This is a genomic window from Pseudomonas sp. NY15435 (assembly GCF_048068295.1).
Taxonomy (GTDB): Bacteria; Pseudomonadota; Gammaproteobacteria; order Pseudomonadales; family Pseudomonadaceae; genus Pseudomonas.
Map to the genome: position 1 here is coordinate 312,205 of NZ_JBLUQA010000005.1, position 15,644 is coordinate 327,848.

Sequence of the window (15,644 nt, forward strand, 5' to 3'; positions counted from 1 at the left end):
CCGGGCGGGGATGACAAGTATGTTCCGGGAGGTCGCCATGGGCGCCATCTTGAATCTGGTCGAGCGCAACCTGCATGAAGTGCAGGTCGACGCCGACCGCCTGTTGTTCCATATCCCCAGCTCCTCGCTGTTCGCCAGCGACGAGTTGACCGGCGGGATCATCGACGCGCTGCGCGGGCATGCCTGCTCGCCGGACGAGCTGACCCAACGCCTGGCCGGGCGCTTCGGCGCCGAGGAAATCGACGAGACCCTGCGCGAGCTGATCGCGCTGGAACTGGTCAGCGACGGCTCGCCGCTGACCCCTGAAATCGGCATCAAGAAGGTTGACCGCACCGCGCTCAACACCGTGGTGCTGAACGTCAACACCGGCTGCAACCTGAGCTGCACCTATTGCTACAAGGAAGACCTGGACAAGCCCTCCGCCGGCAAGAAGATGGCCGCGGAAACCGCCGAAGCCTCGGTGGAAATGCTGATCCAGGAGTCCCCCGACGAGCAGCGCTACACCGTGGTGTTCTTCGGCGGCGAACCGCTGTCCAACCGCCCGCTGATCGAGCACATGGTTGCGTATTGCGAGCGCCGTTTCGGTGAGCTGGGCAAGACGGTGGACTTCGTCATGACCACCAACGCCACGCTGCTCACCGAGGAAATCGTCGACTGGCTCAACGCCCATCGCTTCGGGCTGTCCATCAGCATCGACGGGCCGAAGACGGTGCACGACCGCAACCGCATCACCGTGGGCGGGCAGGGCACCTATGACGTGGTGCGGCGCAAGGCCGATATGCTGCTGTCGCGCTACACCGCGCGGCCGGTCGGCGCACGGGTGACCCTGACCACCGGTGTCACTGATGTCGAGACCATCTGGAACCACCTGTTCAACGAGATGGGCTTCGCCGAAGTCGGTTTCGCCCCGGTCACCTCGGGCGATATCAGCAGCTACAACCTCACCGGGGACGAGCTGAAGGCGGTCTTCGCCGGCATGAAGGCCCTCGGTCGCCGCTACCTGGACGAGGCGTTGCAAGGGCGCAATATCGGCTTCTCCAACCTGCACCAGCTGATCACCGACATCCACGAAGGGCAGAAGAAAGCCCTGCCGTGTGGCGCCGGGCTGAAGATGCTGGCGGTGGACCACAAGGGCGAGCTGAACCTGTGCCACCGCTTCACTGGCTCGTCACTGCCGACCTTCGGCAACGTCCATGAAGGGGTGAAGCAGGCCGAGCTGAACGACTTCCTGTCGCAGCGCCTGGACCGTACCGACACCGGCTGCGCCAGCTGCCACATCCGCAACCTCTGCTCCGGCGGCTGCTACCACGAGAGCTATGCGCGCTATGGCGACCCGGCGCACCCCACCTACCACTACTGCGAACTGATGAGGGACTGGGTCGATTTCGGCATCGAGGTCTACAGCCGGATCATGGCTTCCAACCCCAGCTTCATCGACCGCCACATCACTCCGCGGAAGGCGCACTGACATGAAACATCTTAAAGCGATCAACACCAAAGCACAGAAGCTCGAACAGGCCGCCGCCGAGGATCGCATCGAGGACGTGGTGGCGATGAACTCCGTGGCTGGTTGCGCAGCCACCACCGACCCGGGCTGGGAAGTCGACGTGTTCGGCGGCGTGTCCTCGCTCTGCCAGCCGATGGAAGCGGACCTCTACGGCTGCTCCGACCCTTGCTGGTGGCCGGCCCAGGTGCCGGACATGATGAGCACCTACCCCGACTGGAACAAGGATGCGCAGGCTTCGGCCGAGAACTGGCGCAACCTCGGCACCGTATTCCCGGACGACAAATGAGCAGTCAGAAGAACAAGAGGAAAACCTGCATGTCCAGAAAAGCATTCGCCGCCGCGCTCGGTGGCCTCTCGCTGGCCTGCGCGCTGCAAGCCGTCGCCGCCGATGCCGGCGCCGATACGGGCAAAGCGCTGGAAAGTGGCCACGAGTACCTGATCAGCACCAACTACCCGAACAATCTGCACGTCATCGACATGCAGACCGACAAACTGTTCAAGACCTGCACCATCCCCGGCGCCTACGGCCCAGGCATGACCCAGCTGTCGCCGGACCGCAAGACCGTCTACATCCTCAGCAACCACTACGCGGACATCTACGGCATCCAGCTCGATGACTGCAAACCGGTGTTCCACGCCACCATCGCGCAGAAGCCGGGCGAGAACGCGCGGGCGATGTTCTCCATGACCGTCAGCCATGACGGCAAGGAGATCTACGCCATCGCCAACCCGACGCTGATCCTCGCCGAGCACTACGAGGTGCAGCAGCCGCGCCTGCAGGTGTATTCGGTGGCTGACGGCATGGGCGCCAAGCCGGTGCGCACCTTCCCGGCGCCGCGTCAGCTGACCATCATGCAGAGTGGCGACGACGGCACCCTCTACGTGGCGGGCCCGGACATCTACAAGGTGGACGTGAAGACCGGCAAGTTCGACGTGATCATCCCCAGTCGCAACTGGAAGCGTCCCAACTACGCGCCGCCAGATGTGCTCTACGTGTGGAACCAGCAGACCTACCCGCGTGACTTCTCGCTGCTCTACACCACGGCGAAGTTCAAGGACGCCAAGCAGGACATGGCCACGGCCGACTTCCTCTACGGCTTCTTCAACATCGACCTGGCTACCGGCAAGACCGAGACCGTCGACTTCGGACCGGTCACCGAGGTGTACTTCAGCGGCATCCGCTCGGCCAAGGACCGCAACATCGTCTACGGCGTGCTGAACCGCCTGGCCAAGTACGACATCAAGGAGCAGAAGCTGGTCAAGGCGGCGAACCTGGACCACTCGTACTACTGCCTGTCGACCAACAAGGCCGGCACCAAGCTGTACCTGACCGGCACCCTGAACGACGTGGCGATCTTCGATGCCGACAGCCTGGAGCGCCTCGGCGATCTGAAGCTGCCCGGCGGCGATATGGCGATCACCACCAGCCAGGCGTTCGTGGCCAACTGATAGTTACCGAGCGAGACCCGATGCCCGGAGCACCTGCGTGCTCCGGGCATTTCTTTTCGGGCCGACTTCAGACTTCCGGCTCGGGGCTCAGATAACGCTGCGCACCGCAGCGCGTACAACGCTGGCAAACCATCGGCACATGGCCGACCTCGGTCAGATTCCCTTCATCCCAAACACAGCCCAGGAAAAAGCAGCGCAATCGCATGTGTCCTCCTCCGGCATCGCCGGTGTTGAGACAGGCAGAAAGGTGCAGGGTGGCTCCCGGTTTGTTCTTGTGTGGAGACGCAGGCAGCCTCTCGCGTGCCCTCTAGAATGGGCAATCTAAACCGCCAAATGGCCGCCATGGCCCGTCCAGTGCAGTCTGCCGCCGCTCTGGTTACCACTCGTCACCCTTAGGAAATGGGTCTTGACAGATAATATTATGAGCATAATATTTAGCTTCAGATGACGGCCATAATTCAAATCGGGTCGGACATTCCAGACGGCCTGCGGGCCCTCACATCCCTTGCATGCGGGGCGGAGTCGCCCCACTGGAGAAAGAACCATGAATGCCAAATCCGAACTGGGCCGCGCACTGATCACTGGCGCTTCTTCCGGCATCGGCGCCACCTACGCGCAACGCTTGGCCGCCCAGGGCTATGACCTGCTGCTGGTGGCCCGCGACCAGCAACGCCTGGAAGCCCTGGCCGCTCGTCTGGGTGAGGAATACGGCGTTTCGGTGGATGTGCTCAAGGCTGACCTTACCCGCCGCGAGGATCGTGCTCGCGTCGAAGCGCGCCTGGCCGAGGATGCCAGCATCAGCCTGCTGCTGAACAACGCCGGCGTGGCGATCAACGGCACCCTGCTGGAAACCGACCTGGATCGTCTGGAAAGCATGATCGAGCTGAACGTCACCGCCACCGCGCGCCTGGCTGGCGCCGCCGCCAAGGCCTTCGTCGGGCGTGGTCGCGGCACCATCATCAACGTGGCCTCGGTGCTGGCGCTGGCGCCGGAGTTGTTCAACGGCAGCTACAGCGCCACCAAGGCCTTCGTGCTCAACCTGACCCAATCCATGCAACAGGAACTGGCCCCGCAAGGGCTGCGCATCCAGGCCGTGCTGCCAGGCGCCACCCGTACCGAAATCTGGGACCGTGCCGGCACCGACATCTCCGCACTGCCGGCGGAAATGCTGATGGACGTGAACCACATGGTCGACGCCGCGCTGGCCGGTCTGGCCCAGGGCGAAGTGGTGACCCTGCCGGCGCTGCCGGATGCGGGTGAGTTCGAAGCCTTTACCGCCGCGCGCCTGAAGATGGCGCCGAACCTCTCGCGCAGCGCCCCGGCGCAGCGTTATGGCGTGGCAGTGGCGTAACCGAGTAACTGAGTGGCGAAAAGCTTGCCCCGGCCTTGCGCCGGGGCTTTTTTATGCGCATCTGGAAATTGATGCGGCCGGTCTCATTGTAGGAGCGAGCTTTCTCGCGAACCGCTTCCCACCGTGCCGTGCAGGTTCGCGAGCAAGCTCGCTCCTACGACTGCCCACCGCGCCGTAGGAGCGGACCTTGTCCGCGAAATCCTGCGGCGGATCATGGACCAACAGGTGAATACCGGCCCATTGCGTAAATGGGCCGGACACGGCCTGGCAGCCGCGACAATCACTCCGCCGCGTCAATCTCCCGCTTCAGATGCCGTCGTGTGCTTTCCAGGATGCGGTCGGACATCGCCGGATCAGCCACGCTGCGCGACAGCACCAGCGCACCTATCAGCGTGGCGAGCAGCGCCACGCTCTCGTCCTCGGCGTGCTCGCTGGGCAGTGCCTTCTCGATGGCGTCGATGCGCGCCTGGACGATGGCGTCGGTGGTGGCGCTGGCATGGCCACGGGCGCCCAGCTCCGCCGAGATGGTCGGCAGCGGGCAGCCCTTGCCGGGCGTGTTGCGGTGGCCGGGGGAGAGGTACTGGTCGATGAAGCCAGGCAGCGGCTCGGCCTTCTGGAACTGCTGGTCGACCACCGGGCGCAACTGCTCAGCGGCCTGCTGCAGGGCGATTTCCACCAGCTCGTCCTTGGATTTGAAGTGCGCGTAGAAGCCGCCGTGAGTCAGGCCCAGGGCCTTCATCAGCGTCTGCAGGCCGGTGGCGTCCACGCCTTCGCTGCGGAAGCGTTGTGCTGCCTCGTTGATGATGCGTTCGCGGGTCTGGGCCTTGTGGTCTTCGGAATAACGCATGACCGGTCTCCTGCGGATCATGGAATGCTGAGTGACATTCTAACGCAGGGTGGGCGAGGGGAGGTGATTCAGGGCAGGCACCGGCGTACGCGCAAAGACGATCGCGGACGGAGTCCGCTCCTACCCAAGGCTGAGCCCGTAGGAGCGGACTCCGTCCGCGATGTTGTCGCACCGCTCGAAAACTCTCCTTGCAGGAGCGGGTTCTCAGCTCAGCGCACGGCCTCCAGCAACGTCGCCACACCCTGCCCGCCGCCAATGCACTGGGTCGCAATGGCATAGCGCCCGCCGGTTTCCTTCAGCAGCGCCGCTGCCTTGCCGGTGATGCGTGCGCCGGTAGCCCCCAGCGGATGACCGATGGCCAGGGCGCCGCCGTGCAGGTTGACCCGGTCGATATCCAGTTCAAGCCCGCGCAGGCAGGCCAGCGCCTGGCTGGAGAAGGCCTCGTTGATCTCCACCAGGTCGATGTCGGCCATGCGCAGTCCGCTGCGGTCCAGCAGTTTGCGGGTCGCGTAGAGCGGGCCCATACCCATGATTTCCGGCGGGCAGCCAACCACGGCGACGGCTTTCACCCGCGCCAGGATGTCCAGGCCGTTGTCGCGGGCGAAGTCTTCGCTGCACACCAGCACGGCCGCTGCGCCATCGGTGAGCGGCGAGGCGGTGCCGGCGGTGACGCTGCCGCCGAAGGCGGGTTTGAGCTGCGCCAGTGCTTCCAGGTTGGTGCCGGGCCGGATGCAGCCATCTTCGCTGACCACACCGTTGGGCGTGTCGATGGGCACGATCTCCGCTGCCAAAAGGCCCTGCTCGCGGGCGCGGGCGGCCTTGGCGTGGGAATCCACGGCCATGGCTTCCTGGTCCGCACGCGATATGCCGAAGCGCTCGGCGACGATCTCGGCGGTCTGCCCCATGGGCATGTAGGCCTGCGGGAATTCTGCCAGCAGGCGCGGGTTGGGCGACAGGTTGAAGCCGCCCATGGGTACACGGGTCATGGATTCCACGCCCGCGCAAATGAAGGCATCACCGGCGCCGAGTTGGATCTGCCCGGCAGCGAAGTGGATGGAGGTCATGGACGAGCCGCAGAAACGGTTCACCGTGGCGCCGGCCACCGTCTCCGGCAGCCCGGCGAGGAAGCCGGTGATGCGCGCCAGGTTCATGCCCTGTTCGGCCTCGGGGTAGGCGCAGCCCATGATCAGGTCTTCGATCAGCTTGGCGTCCAGGCCGCTACGTGCGACCAGGCCCTTGACCGTCTGCGCGGCGAGGTCATCCGGACGCACGTCGATCAGCGCGCCTTTCTTGGCGAAGTGGAAGGGGGAGCGGGCATAACCCGCGATCACTACGGAAGTCATGGTCAGTCTCCTGAACAGCTGTCAGCGCCCGAGGATCAGGCAGGTGGTGGACCCTGTGGCGTAGAGCCTGCCGTCCACGTCGTACAGGCGGCCCTCGGCAAGGGCTGTGGAACGGCCGATATGCACGATGGTGCCCTCGGCGCGGATCGGCCCGGTGTCACGGGTCAGCGCGCGGATGTAGCTGATGCGCAGGTCGGTGGTGGTGTAGCCCAACCCGGATTCGAGCATGGTGTGCACCGCACAGCCCATGGCCGAGTCCAGCAGTGTGGCCGCGTAGCCGCCGTGCACAGTGCCCAGGGGGTTGTAGTGGCGCATGTCCGGGGTGCCCTGGAAGATGAAGCGACCCTGGCTCCACTCCAGCGGCACGAAGCCGATCAGCGCATTGATCGGCGGGGCAGGCAGTTCGCCGGCGCCGATGCCATCGAAGAACTCCTGCGGCGTCTTGCCACGCAACTCCTGCAGCGAAACCACGCCGGGCTCGGCCAGGCGCTGGCGCATCTGCGCGGCCGCCATCTCCCAGGCAGCAATCTTCTGTTCACGGGTCAGGGTCAGTTCGGTCATCGCAAGGCTCCAGCAATTAAATATTACGGTCATCATACTAGCATTGAATGATGATCAGAATATAAGTGATGGATGCGCCATCCAGCAGGGCTGAAGCGACAGGTCGAGAACAGTAAAGCGAGGGCAGGCAGGAGAGGGCGGCTGGCGGAGCGAGCTCCGCCAGCGCGGGGACGGAGCTTACTCGGCGGTGGCGGTCATGCCGGCCGCACGGGCCTGGCTACGCTGGGCCTTGTACTGCAGGGCGACGGCGGGCACCGGCGAGGCGACACCGGTCTCCACCCAACGGCGGATGCGCGCGGCGTCGGCCACGTGGGTGCGCTTGCCGAAGGCATCGAGCAGGGCCAGGGCAACCGGACGGCCGTTCATCATGGTGACCATCACCAGGCAGTGGCCGGCATCGTTGGTGAAGCCGGTCTTGGTCAGGCGGATGTCCCACTTGCCGTTGCGCACCAGCGGGTTGGTATTGAAGAAACTCAGCGAGTAGCTGGGCTTGCTGAAGCGTGCGTCGCTGGTCGCCGTAGTGCTCATCGCGCGGATCTGCGGATAGGTGTAGGCGGCCTTGGCCAGGCGGATCAGGTCGTTGGCGTCGGAGACGTTGTGGATCGACAGGCCGGTGGGCTCGACATAGTGGGTGCTGGTCATGCCGAGGGATTTCGCCTTGGCGTTCATGGCCGCGACGAAGGCCCTGGAACCGCCCGGATAGTTGTGGGCGAGGCTGGCGGCGGCGCGGTTTTCCGAGGACATCAGGGCCAGCAGCAGCATGTTCTGGCGGCTGATCATGCTGCCCAGGTGAACGCGGGAGAACACGCCCTTCATCTCGGCGGTCTCGGAAATGTCCACGGGGATCAGCTCATTCATCGGCAGCTTGGCGTCCAGGGTGACCATGGCGGTCATCAGTTTGGTCACCGAGGCGATGGGCACCACCAGGTTGGGATTGCTGGAGTAGAGGGTCTTGCCGTTCTCCAGGTCGACCACCAGGGCGCTACCGGAGGCGAGCACCAGCTCTTTGGGGGACGCCGCCTTGGCGGGGGTGGCAGCGAAAGTGTTCGATGAACAGACAACAGCGGCGCAGGCAAACAGCAGGCTCAGTATCGAACGACGACTAGTCATGGATGTGATTCGCAAGCATTGAGTGGGAATTTGTCTACATCCATGTAGGCATTTTCGGCGAATTCTAATGCAAGGTCCGCCTGGGCGCACGTAGCGCGCAACGTCTCAGATTGCGACAGGTTGAGACGTTGCGCTGACCGCCGTGCAGAGGCCGCGACCCGTGCAGGCAATCGCGGCGCGGCAGCTTGCCCGAGCTGTTGCGAAATGCAACCGGCCAGGTGCATTGACGAAGCACGTTAAATCTTCTGAAGGGCGCGCCGGCTATGGGGTTCAGGTCCTATGGCACGCTTTGTGACTGACTATCCTGAAATGTGCGGAGGCAGCCGGCGTATCGCGTGGTCGATGGTCGGGGTTGCGTTTACCTTTACGTTAACGTAAACATGCTTCGCAGCCCGCGACCGATCAGTCAGATTGCGCGGGCAGGTTGGCCTACGGCGCTCTGCGCCGCTGCCTGGCCGATCGTTCAGCGTTGATCCCAGAACAAGCACAACAAGGGAAAGCCATGAACCACCTGAGTTACACCCGCGGCCCCCAGGACAAACCCCTGCTGGCGATGACCGTTGGCGCTGCCTTCGATACCACCGTCGGGCGTTTCGCTGCGCGCGAAGCCCTGGTCGTGCGTCACCAGAACCTGCGCTACACCTGGGCCGAACTGGCCGAGGTGGTCAATGGCGTCGCCCGCGCTTTCCTTGCCCTGGGCCTGCGTCCCGGCGACCGCCTGGGCATCTGGGCACCCAACTGCGCGCAGTGGTGCATTACCCAGTTCGCCAGCGCCAAGGTCGGCGCCGTGCTGGTCAACATCAACCCGGCCTATCGGGTGAATGAACTTGAGTACGCGCTCAAGCAATCCGGCTGCCGCTGGCTGGTGTGCGCAGACGCTTTCAAATCCTCCGATTACCACGGCATGCTCGCCGACCTGCTGCCCGAGCTGGGACAGGGGCGGCCGGGCGAGCTGTCCAGCGACCGCCTGCCGGAATTGCGCGGGGTGATCAGCCTGTCCGATAGCGCACCCGCCGGCTTCCTGCGCTGGAGCCAACTGGAGCCGCTGGGCCGGGGTATTGCCGCCGCCGAACTTGCCGAGCGCCAGGCGCTGCTGCAGTTCGACGAGCCGATCAATATCCAGTACACCTCCGGCACCACCGGCTTCCCCAAGGGCGCCACGCTCAGCCACTACAACATCCTCAACAACGGCCTGATGGTCGGCGACAGCCTCGGCCTCACCGAGCACGACCGCCTGGTGATCCCGGTGCCGCTGTACCACTGTTTCGGCATGGTGATGGGAAATCTCGGCTGCCTGACCCACGGCTCTACCATGATCTACCCGGCGCCCAGTTTCGAGCCCGAGGCGACCCTGGCGGCAGTGGCGGAAGAAAAAGCCACCGCGCTGTACGGCGTACCCACCATGTTCATCGCCGAACTGGACCACCCGACTCGCCGCGACTTCGACCTGTCGAGCCTGCGCACCGGCATCATGGCCGGCGCCACCTGCCCGATCGAAGTGATGCGCCGGGTCATCGACGAGATGCACATGGCCGAAGTGCAGATCGCCTACGGCATGACCGAGACCAGCCCGGTATCGCTGCAGACTGGCCCGGAGGACGACCTGGAAACCCGCGTCACCACCGTGGGTCGCACTCAGTCGCACCTGGAAAGCAAGATCATCGACGCCGACGGCCGCATCGTCCCGCGCGGCACCATCGGTGAGCTGTGCACCCGTGGCTACAGCGTGATGCTGGGCTACTGGAACAACCCGCAGGCGACCTCCGAGGCCATCAGCCCGGCGCGCTGGATGCTCACCGGCGACCTCGCCGAGATGGACGAAGCGGGCAACGTGCGCATCGTCGGCCGCAGCAAGGACATGATCATCCGCGGCGGCGAGAACATCTACCCGCGCGAGATCGAGGAATTCCTCTACACCCACCACGCCGTGGCCGACGCCCAGGTGATCGGTATCCCCGACGAGAAGTACGGCGAAGAGCTGGTGGCCTGGGTCAAGTTCCACCCCGGCCACAGCGTCGAGGAAGATGAGCTGCGCACCTTCTGCAAGAACGCCATCGCCCACTTCAAGGTGCCGCGTCACTTCCGCTTCTGCGACGAGTTCCCGATGACGGTGACCGGCAAGATCCAGAAGTTCCGCATGCGCGAGATCAGCATCGAAGAGGTGCGCGCCAAGCGTGGTTGATCGTAATTCGCCTTCCTGCGCCCTGGCGCGCGTACCCGGTATCGGGGCGCCATGGGCGTAGAGAAGGGCACCATCTCCATCCGCCTGGTCAGCGAAGCGCTGGCCGAGTTTCGTCGCGCCGGCCGCGACGACGGCCCGCTATTGGCCGCCGCCGGCATTGCCCCGGAGCTGTTCGGCAAGCCCTACGCGCGGGTTTCCAGCCTGGCCTACGCGCGGCTCTGGCTGCGTCTGGCGAAGGAGATGGACGACGAATTCTTCGGCATGAACGCCCGGCGCATGAAGTCCGGCAGCTTCAACTTCATGGCCGCCGCGGCGATTGGTGAGCCGACCCTGGAAACGGCCATGAACGCCGCCCTGCGCTTCATGGGCCTGGTATTCGACGACTTCACCCCGCGCCTGGTGCGCCAGGACGGTCTCGCCGCCATCGTCCTTGACGAACCTGAGAGCCGACCGCCGCGCGCCTTCTGCTACTTCACCCTGTGGCTGATGCTGCACGGCCTTGCGTGCTGGCTGGTAGGGCGGCGCATTCCGATCCTGGCCATCGAGTTGCGCTGCGCCCAGCCGGATTTCATTGCTGACTACCGAGTGATGTTTACCGAGAACCTCAACTTTGCGCGCCGCCAGTCGCGCCTGCTGTTCAACGCCGAAGCCCTGGAGCTGCCGGTGCGCCGCGACGAGCGCGAGCTGCGGCGTTTCCTCAATGGCGCGCCGGCCAACATCCTGGTGCGCTACCGCGACCCGCAGAGCCTCGCGGCACGTACCAAGGCCTACCTGCGCAGCCTGAAGTTCGAGCGCTGGCCGGACCTCGATGCGCTGGCCAGCCATTTCTACATGGCGCCCTCGACCCTGCGTCGCAAGCTGGCCGCCGAAGGGCAGTCCTACCAGGCGCTCAAGGACCAACTGCGCCGCGATCTGGCCATTGCGCGGCTGGACAGCGGCGACGGTAACTTTGCCGACCTTGCCGAGGAGCTGGGTTTCGCCGACACCAGCGCCTTTTACAAGGCCTTCCGCAAATGGACCGGATCGACGCCCGGGCAATACCGCGCGCTGATCCGCCAGGAGCCCTGAAATTTAAGGGCCCGGCTCAAGTAGCCGCCTTACAAGCCGATAAAACCTCAAAGAATTGCTTGTTGCTCAAGGACGCCAACCATGCCCCTGTCCCGCCTCTCGATCCAGTGGAAGATCACGCTGCTGACCGGCCTCTGCCTGCTCTGCATCGTCTGCCTGCTGGTCGGTCTCTCGCTGTTCCGGATGAACCACGATGCGCAGCTGATCAAGGCGGCCAACGCAGACATGCTCAAGGACGCGGCCAAGTCGCGGATGCAGGCGCGCAGCGAGCAGCAGGCGGAGATCATCCAGCGCTTCTTCACCGACGTGTACCACTTCGGCAACCAGTTTTCCCGCCAGGTCAGCCAGTTGCGCGAGCAGTCCACCAAGCACGGCGCTGACACCGCCGTCGTGCGCAAGGACCTCAACCTGCTGGTGCGTGACGGCCTGAAGAGCAACCCGAACCTGCTCAGTCTCTACGTGGTCTTCGAACCCGATGCGCTGGACGGCCAGGACGCCAACTTCCACGACCAGGCCGACGCCGGCAGCAACGAGAAGGGCCGCTTCGGCGCCTACTGGGCGCAGAAAGCTTCCGGTGAGATGACCGGCCTGGCCGTGACCGAGGACATGATCGCCGACACCACGGCCATGCTCGACGGTAGCCCGTTCAACACCTGGCAGCTGTGCCCGCTGCAGACTCGCAAGGCCTGCGTACTCAACCCCTATTTCGACAGTGCATCGGGCACCAAGGTGCTGATGACCACCGTGACCTTCCCGTTGATCGACCAGGGCAAGGTCATCGCCGTGATCGGCATCGACATCAGTCTCAGCCGCCTGCAGCAACTGGCTGCCGATGGCGATCGCCAGCTCTATGACGGTGCCGGTAGCGTGAGCATCGTCAGCCCCGCCGGCCTGCTCGCCGGCTACAGCAGCAACGAAGCGCTGCTCGGCCAGCCACTGGAAAAAGCCATTCCCGGCCAGGCCGCCGAGCTGCTTTCCCTGCAAGCCAGCGGCCGCCCGCAGGTGCTGGAGAAGGACGGCCAGTTACGCGTGGTCGAGCCGCTGCTGCCGATCCCGGACGCCACCAAACCCTGGGCTGTGGTGCTCGATGTACCGCAGGACGTGCTGCTGGCGCCCGCGCTGGAACTGCAGAAACAACTGGATGAGCGCAACTCCAGCGGCGCGCTGTGGCAGACCATCTTTGGCCTGATCGCTGCCATCGTTGGCCTGCTGCTGGTCTGGCTCACCGCCCGCGGCGTGACCCGCCCGATCCTCGGCGTCGCCGCCATGCTGCGCAACATCGCCAGCGGCGAGGGCGACCTGACCAAACGCCTGGACTACGCCGGCAAGGATGAGCTCGGCGAGCTGGCCGGCTGGTTCAACCGCTTCCTCGACAAGCTGCAGCCAATCATCCGCGACGTGAAATCCTCGGTGCACGACGCCCGCGCCACCGCCGACCAGTCTTCGGAGATCGCCAGTCAGACCAGCGCCGGCATGCAGCAGCAATTCCGCGAAGTCGACCAGGTCGCCACCGCCTCCCAGGAGATGAGCGCCACCGCCCATGACGTCGCCAACAGCGCCGCCATGGCCGCCGACGCCGCGCGCGGTGCCGACGGAGCCACCCGCGACGGCCTCAGCGTGATCGACAACACCACCCGCCTGATCGACGAACTGGCCAGCGACATGAGCAGCGCCATGAGTCAGGTGGAAGGTCTCGCCGCCAGCAGCGAGCAGATCGGCTCGGTGCTGGAAGTGATCCGTGGCATCGCCGAACAGACCAACCTGCTGGCTCTCAATGCGGCCATCGAAGCGGCCCGTGCCGGTGAAGCGGGTCGTGGCTTTGCGGTGGTTGCCGACGAGGTACGCAACCTCGCCAAGCGCACCCAGGATTCGGTGGAGGAAATCCGCCAGGTCATCGAAGGCCTGCAGAACGGCACCCGCGATGTAGTCGGCGCCATGAGCAACAGCCACCGCCAGGCGCAGGACAGCGTGAATCAGGTCGAACAGGCCGTGGCGGCGCTGAAGCGCATTGGTGACGCGGTGGGCGTGATCACCGACATGAACCTGCAGATCGCCAGCGCCGCCGAGGAGCAGAGCGCGGTGGCCGAGGAGATCAACCGTAACGTGGCGGGGATTCGTGATGTGACCGAGTCACTGTCCAGCCAGGCGCAGGAATCGGCGCAGGTCAGCCAGTCGCTGAACAAGCTGGCGAACCATCAGCAGGGGTTGATGGATCAGTTCCGCGTTTGACGTCCGCACGCATGCTCTCGTAGGAGCGGAGCTTCTCCGCGATCCGCCTGTGAGGCCGGCGCCAGATCAGGTTCGCGAGCAAGCTCGCTCCTACAGAGAGGCGCCGGTGTTTCCCGGTAGGAGCGCGCTTGCTCGCGGACCGCACCGCACCCACCCCGTCGCGGGCGCAGTCCGCTACAGCGGAAACCTACGCATCACGCAGCACCAGAGCTGTCCAATCCGCTCATCCAGATTGGCGGCTTTCGACATTGCCCGCACGCCCGCGCGGCGGGAACATCAGGGAACTCCAACAAGAACAACCCGGGAGTCCCAAGCGATGCGTTCCCATACCGCCGCCACGGCCGAGTTCGACTACCGCGCCACCGCCGACGCCGTCCTGGCCGGCAACCTCGATGCTCTCAATGCCTGTGTTGAATGCTGCGACCGCCATGCCATTCCCGGCCGCGTCGCACTGTTCTGGGAGGGCAAGGACGGCGACAGCGCTTCCTACACCTTCACCCAGTTGAAAGAGCTTTCCGGCCGCTTCGCCAGTTTCCTCCACAGCCTCGGCGTGCGCCCTGGCGATGTGGTGTCCGGCATGCTGCCGCGCACGCCGGAGCTGCTGGTCGCCGTGCTCGGCACCTGGCGCCTGGGCGCCGTCTACCAGCCACTATTCACCGCCTTCGGGCCCAAGGCCATCGAACACCGGGTCAAGCTGGCCGGCAGCAAGGTGGTGGTCACTGACGGCGCCAACCGCGGCAAGCTCGACGAGGTACCCGACGCGCCCACGCGGGTGACTGTCGGCGGCCCGAAGGGGCAGGGCATCCGCCATGGCGACTACAGCTTCTGGGCCGAACTGGAACGCCACTCGCCGGACTTCGAGCCGGTGCTGCGCAGCGGGGAAGACACCTTCCTGCTGATGTTCACCTCCGGCACCACCGGGTTGGCGAAGCCGCTGGCCGTGCCGCTGAAGGCCATCGTCGCCTTCGTCGGCTACATGCGCGATGCCGTGGGCCTGCGCGAGGAGGATTCGTTCTGGAACCTCGCCGATCCGGGCTGGGCCTACGGTCTCTATTACGGTGTCACCGGGCCGCTGGCCATGGGGCATCCGATCACCTTCTACGAAGGCGCGTTCACGGTGGAGAGCACCTGCCGCATCGTGCGCAAGTACGGCATCACCAACCTGGCCGGATCGCCCACCGCGTACCGCCTGCTGATCGCGGCCGGGGAGGTAGTCTCCAAACCGCTCAAGGGGCGCCTGCGCGCAGTGAGCAGCGCGGGAGAGCCGCTGACTCCGGAAGTCATCCGCTGGTTCGCCAGCGAACTGGGCGTGACCATCCATGACCACTACGGCCAGACCGAGCTGGGCATGGTGCTGGCCAACCACCACGAACTGCAGCACCCGGTGCATATGGGTGCGGCTGGCTACTCCATCCCCGGCCATCGCGTGGTGGTGCTGGACGAGCAGGGTAACGAGCTGCCCGCCGGCCAGCCCGGCGTGCTGGCCATGGATCGCAAGCGTTCGCCGCTGATGTGGTTCGCCGGCTACCAGGGCATGCAGACCAAGTCCTTCGTCGGCGACTACTACCTCAGCGGCGATACCGTGGAGTTGAACGCTGACGGCAGCATCAGCTTCGTCGGTCGCGCCGACGACCTGATCACCACCTCCGGCTACCGTGTCGGACCGTTCGATGTGGAGAGTGCGCTGATCGAGCACCCGGCGGTGATCGAGGCGGCGGTGATCGGCAAGCCGGACCCGGAACGCACCGAACTGGTCAAAGCCTTCGTGGTGCTCTGTTCGTCCTACCGGCCGGGCGCGGAGCTGGCCGAGGAGCTACAACAGTACGTGCGCAAGCGACTGTCCGCGCACAGCTACCCGCGGGAAGTGGAGTTCGTCGACGAACTGCCCAAGACCCCCAGCGGCAAGATCCAGCGCTTCCTCCTGCGCAACCAGGAGATCGCCAAGCAACGCGAAGCGGCCGAGAAAGCGGCAGCTCACTAAATCTAGCGGAGAGACT

The 15,644-nt window shown here is 65.0% G+C and carries 13 protein-coding genes and 1 pseudogene; 9 read left to right on the forward strand and 5 right to left on the reverse strand.

Going from position 1 to position 15,644, the window contains the following annotated elements:
- Window positions 1-37 precede the first annotated feature (37 nt).
- Genes peaB through peaD form a run of 3 tightly spaced genes read left to right on the forward strand, consistent with a single transcriptional unit; the run spans window position 38 to window position 2,956 of the window.
- Window positions 38-1,468 carry a quinohemoprotein amine dehydrogenase maturation protein gene (gene peaB / locus ACNFH5_RS14335; protein ID WP_416746919.1) on the forward strand — a complete coding sequence of 477 codons (1,431 nt, stop codon included), beginning with the start codon at window positions 38-40 and terminating at the stop codon, window positions 1,466-1,468.
- A gap of 1 nt (window position 1,469) precedes the next feature.
- Window positions 1,470-1,793 (forward strand): quinohemoprotein amine dehydrogenase subunit gamma, encoded by a 324-nt coding sequence (gene qhpC, locus ACNFH5_RS14340; RefSeq protein WP_015477047.1) that lies wholly within the window; start codon window positions 1,470-1,472, stop codon window positions 1,791-1,793.
- Window positions 1,794-1,822: 29 nt separating this feature from the next.
- A complete protein-coding gene (gene peaD, locus ACNFH5_RS14345) occupies window positions 1,823-2,956 on the forward strand; it encodes a quinohemoprotein amine dehydrogenase subunit beta (RefSeq protein WP_416746922.1) in 1,134 nt (377 codons plus the stop codon).
- A gap of 67 nt (window positions 2,957-3,023) precedes the next feature.
- Here the strand turns inward: peaD and ACNFH5_RS14350 are convergent, their stop codons facing one another.
- A complete protein-coding gene (locus tag ACNFH5_RS14350; protein ID WP_416746924.1) occupies window positions 3,024-3,161 on the reverse strand; it encodes a PSPA7_2676 family Cys-rich small protein in 138 nt (45 codons plus the stop codon).
- Window positions 3,162-3,500: 339 nt separating this feature from the next.
- Here ACNFH5_RS14350 and ACNFH5_RS14355 point away from each other — a divergent pair, with 339 nt between their 5' ends.
- Complete coding sequence (locus ACNFH5_RS14355) at window positions 3,501-4,307, forward strand: SDR family NAD(P)-dependent oxidoreductase (RefSeq protein ID WP_416746926.1); 807 nt, start codon at window positions 3,501-3,503, stop codon at window positions 4,305-4,307.
- A gap of 280 nt (window positions 4,308-4,587) precedes the next feature.
- Here the strand turns inward: ACNFH5_RS14355 and ACNFH5_RS14360 are convergent, their stop codons facing one another.
- The 4 genes from ACNFH5_RS14360 to pbpG all read right to left on the reverse strand — a co-directional run bounded on the left by ACNFH5_RS14360 (window position 4,588) and on the right by pbpG (window position 8,168).
- On the reverse strand, window positions 4,588-5,154 hold the full coding sequence (locus tag ACNFH5_RS14360) for a TetR/AcrR family transcriptional regulator (protein WP_416746928.1): 567 nt from the start codon (window positions 5,152-5,154) through the stop codon (window positions 4,588-4,590).
- A 209-nt stretch (window positions 5,155-5,363) separates the two neighbouring features.
- Window positions 5,364-6,503: a thiolase family protein gene (locus ACNFH5_RS14365; RefSeq protein WP_416747322.1), complete on the reverse strand. Its 1,140-nt coding sequence runs from the start codon at window positions 6,501-6,503 to the stop codon at window positions 5,364-5,366.
- A gap of 15 nt (window positions 6,504-6,518) precedes the next feature.
- Complete coding sequence (locus ACNFH5_RS14370) at window positions 6,519-6,995, reverse strand: PaaI family thioesterase (protein WP_416747324.1); 477 nt, start codon at window positions 6,993-6,995, stop codon at window positions 6,519-6,521.
- Window positions 6,996-7,235: 240 nt separating this feature from the next.
- A complete protein-coding gene (pbpG, locus tag ACNFH5_RS14375; protein WP_416746931.1) occupies window positions 7,236-8,168 on the reverse strand; it encodes a D-alanyl-D-alanine endopeptidase in 933 nt (310 codons plus the stop codon).
- Between the two features lie 502 nt (window positions 8,169-8,670).
- Here pbpG and ACNFH5_RS14380 point away from each other — a divergent pair.
- The 5 genes and pseudogenes from ACNFH5_RS14380 to ACNFH5_RS14400 all read left to right on the forward strand — a co-directional run bounded on the left by ACNFH5_RS14380 (window position 8,671) and on the right by ACNFH5_RS14400 (window position 15,628).
- Window positions 8,671-10,350 carry an AMP-binding protein gene (locus ACNFH5_RS14380; RefSeq protein WP_416746933.1) on the forward strand — a complete coding sequence of 560 codons (1,680 nt, stop codon included), beginning with the start codon at window positions 8,671-8,673 and terminating at the stop codon, window positions 10,348-10,350.
- Window positions 10,351-10,401: 51 nt separating this feature from the next.
- Window positions 10,402-11,418: an AraC family transcriptional regulator gene (locus ACNFH5_RS14385; protein ID WP_416746935.1), complete on the forward strand. Its 1,017-nt coding sequence runs from the start codon at window positions 10,402-10,404 to the stop codon at window positions 11,416-11,418.
- A gap of 252 nt (window positions 11,419-11,670) precedes the next feature.
- Window positions 11,671-12,789 (forward strand): annotated as a pseudogene (locus tag ACNFH5_RS14390) (HAMP domain-containing protein); the annotation flags it as partial.
- Window positions 12,790-12,891: 102 nt separating this feature from the next.
- A complete protein-coding gene (locus ACNFH5_RS14395; RefSeq protein WP_416747326.1) occupies window positions 12,892-13,647 on the forward strand; it encodes a methyl-accepting chemotaxis protein in 756 nt (251 codons plus the stop codon).
- A 316-nt stretch (window positions 13,648-13,963) separates the two neighbouring features.
- Complete coding sequence (locus ACNFH5_RS14400) at window positions 13,964-15,628, forward strand: acyl-CoA synthetase (RefSeq protein ID WP_416746937.1); 1,665 nt, start codon at window positions 13,964-13,966, stop codon at window positions 15,626-15,628.
- Window positions 15,629-15,644: the final 16 nt, after the last annotated feature.

Bases quoted from the DNA above. Each gene is read 5' to 3' on its own strand.
- ACNFH5_RS14355 (WP_416746926.1), top strand. From the start codon at position 3,501: ATGAATGCCAAATCCGAACTGGGCCGCGCACTGATCACTGGCGCTTCT.
- pbpG (WP_416746931.1), bottom strand. From the start codon at position 8,168: ATGACTAGTCGTCGTTCGATACTGAGCCTGCTGTTTGCCTGCGCCGCT.
- ACNFH5_RS14370 (WP_416747324.1), bottom strand. From the start codon at position 6,995: ATGCGCCAGCGCCTGGCCGAGCCCGGCGTGGTTTCGCTGCAGGAGTTG.
- peaD (WP_416746922.1), top strand. From the start codon at position 1,823: ATGTCCAGAAAAGCATTCGCCGCCGCGCTCGGTGGCCTCTCGCTGGCC.
- ACNFH5_RS14385 (WP_416746935.1), top strand. From the start codon at position 10,402: ATGGGCGTAGAGAAGGGCACCATCTCCATCCGCCTGGTCAGCGAAGCG.
- ACNFH5_RS14360 (WP_416746928.1), bottom strand. From the start codon at position 5,154: ATGCGTTATTCCGAAGACCACAAGGCCCAGACCCGCGAACGCATCATC.
- ACNFH5_RS14380 (WP_416746933.1), top strand. From the start codon at position 8,671: ATGAACCACCTGAGTTACACCCGCGGCCCCCAGGACAAACCCCTGCTG.
- qhpC (WP_015477047.1), top strand. From the start codon at position 1,470: ATGAAACATCTTAAAGCGATCAACACCAAAGCACAGAAGCTCGAACAG.
- ACNFH5_RS14400 (WP_416746937.1), top strand. From the start codon at position 13,964: ATGCGTTCCCATACCGCCGCCACGGCCGAGTTCGACTACCGCGCCACC.
- ACNFH5_RS14350 (WP_416746924.1), bottom strand. From the start codon at position 3,161: ATGCGATTGCGCTGCTTTTTCCTGGGCTGTGTTTGGGATGAAGGGAAT.
- peaB (WP_416746919.1), top strand. From the start codon at position 38: ATGGGCGCCATCTTGAATCTGGTCGAGCGCAACCTGCATGAAGTGCAG.
- ACNFH5_RS14395 (WP_416747326.1), top strand. From the start codon at position 12,892: ATGCAGCAGCAATTCCGCGAAGTCGACCAGGTCGCCACCGCCTCCCAG.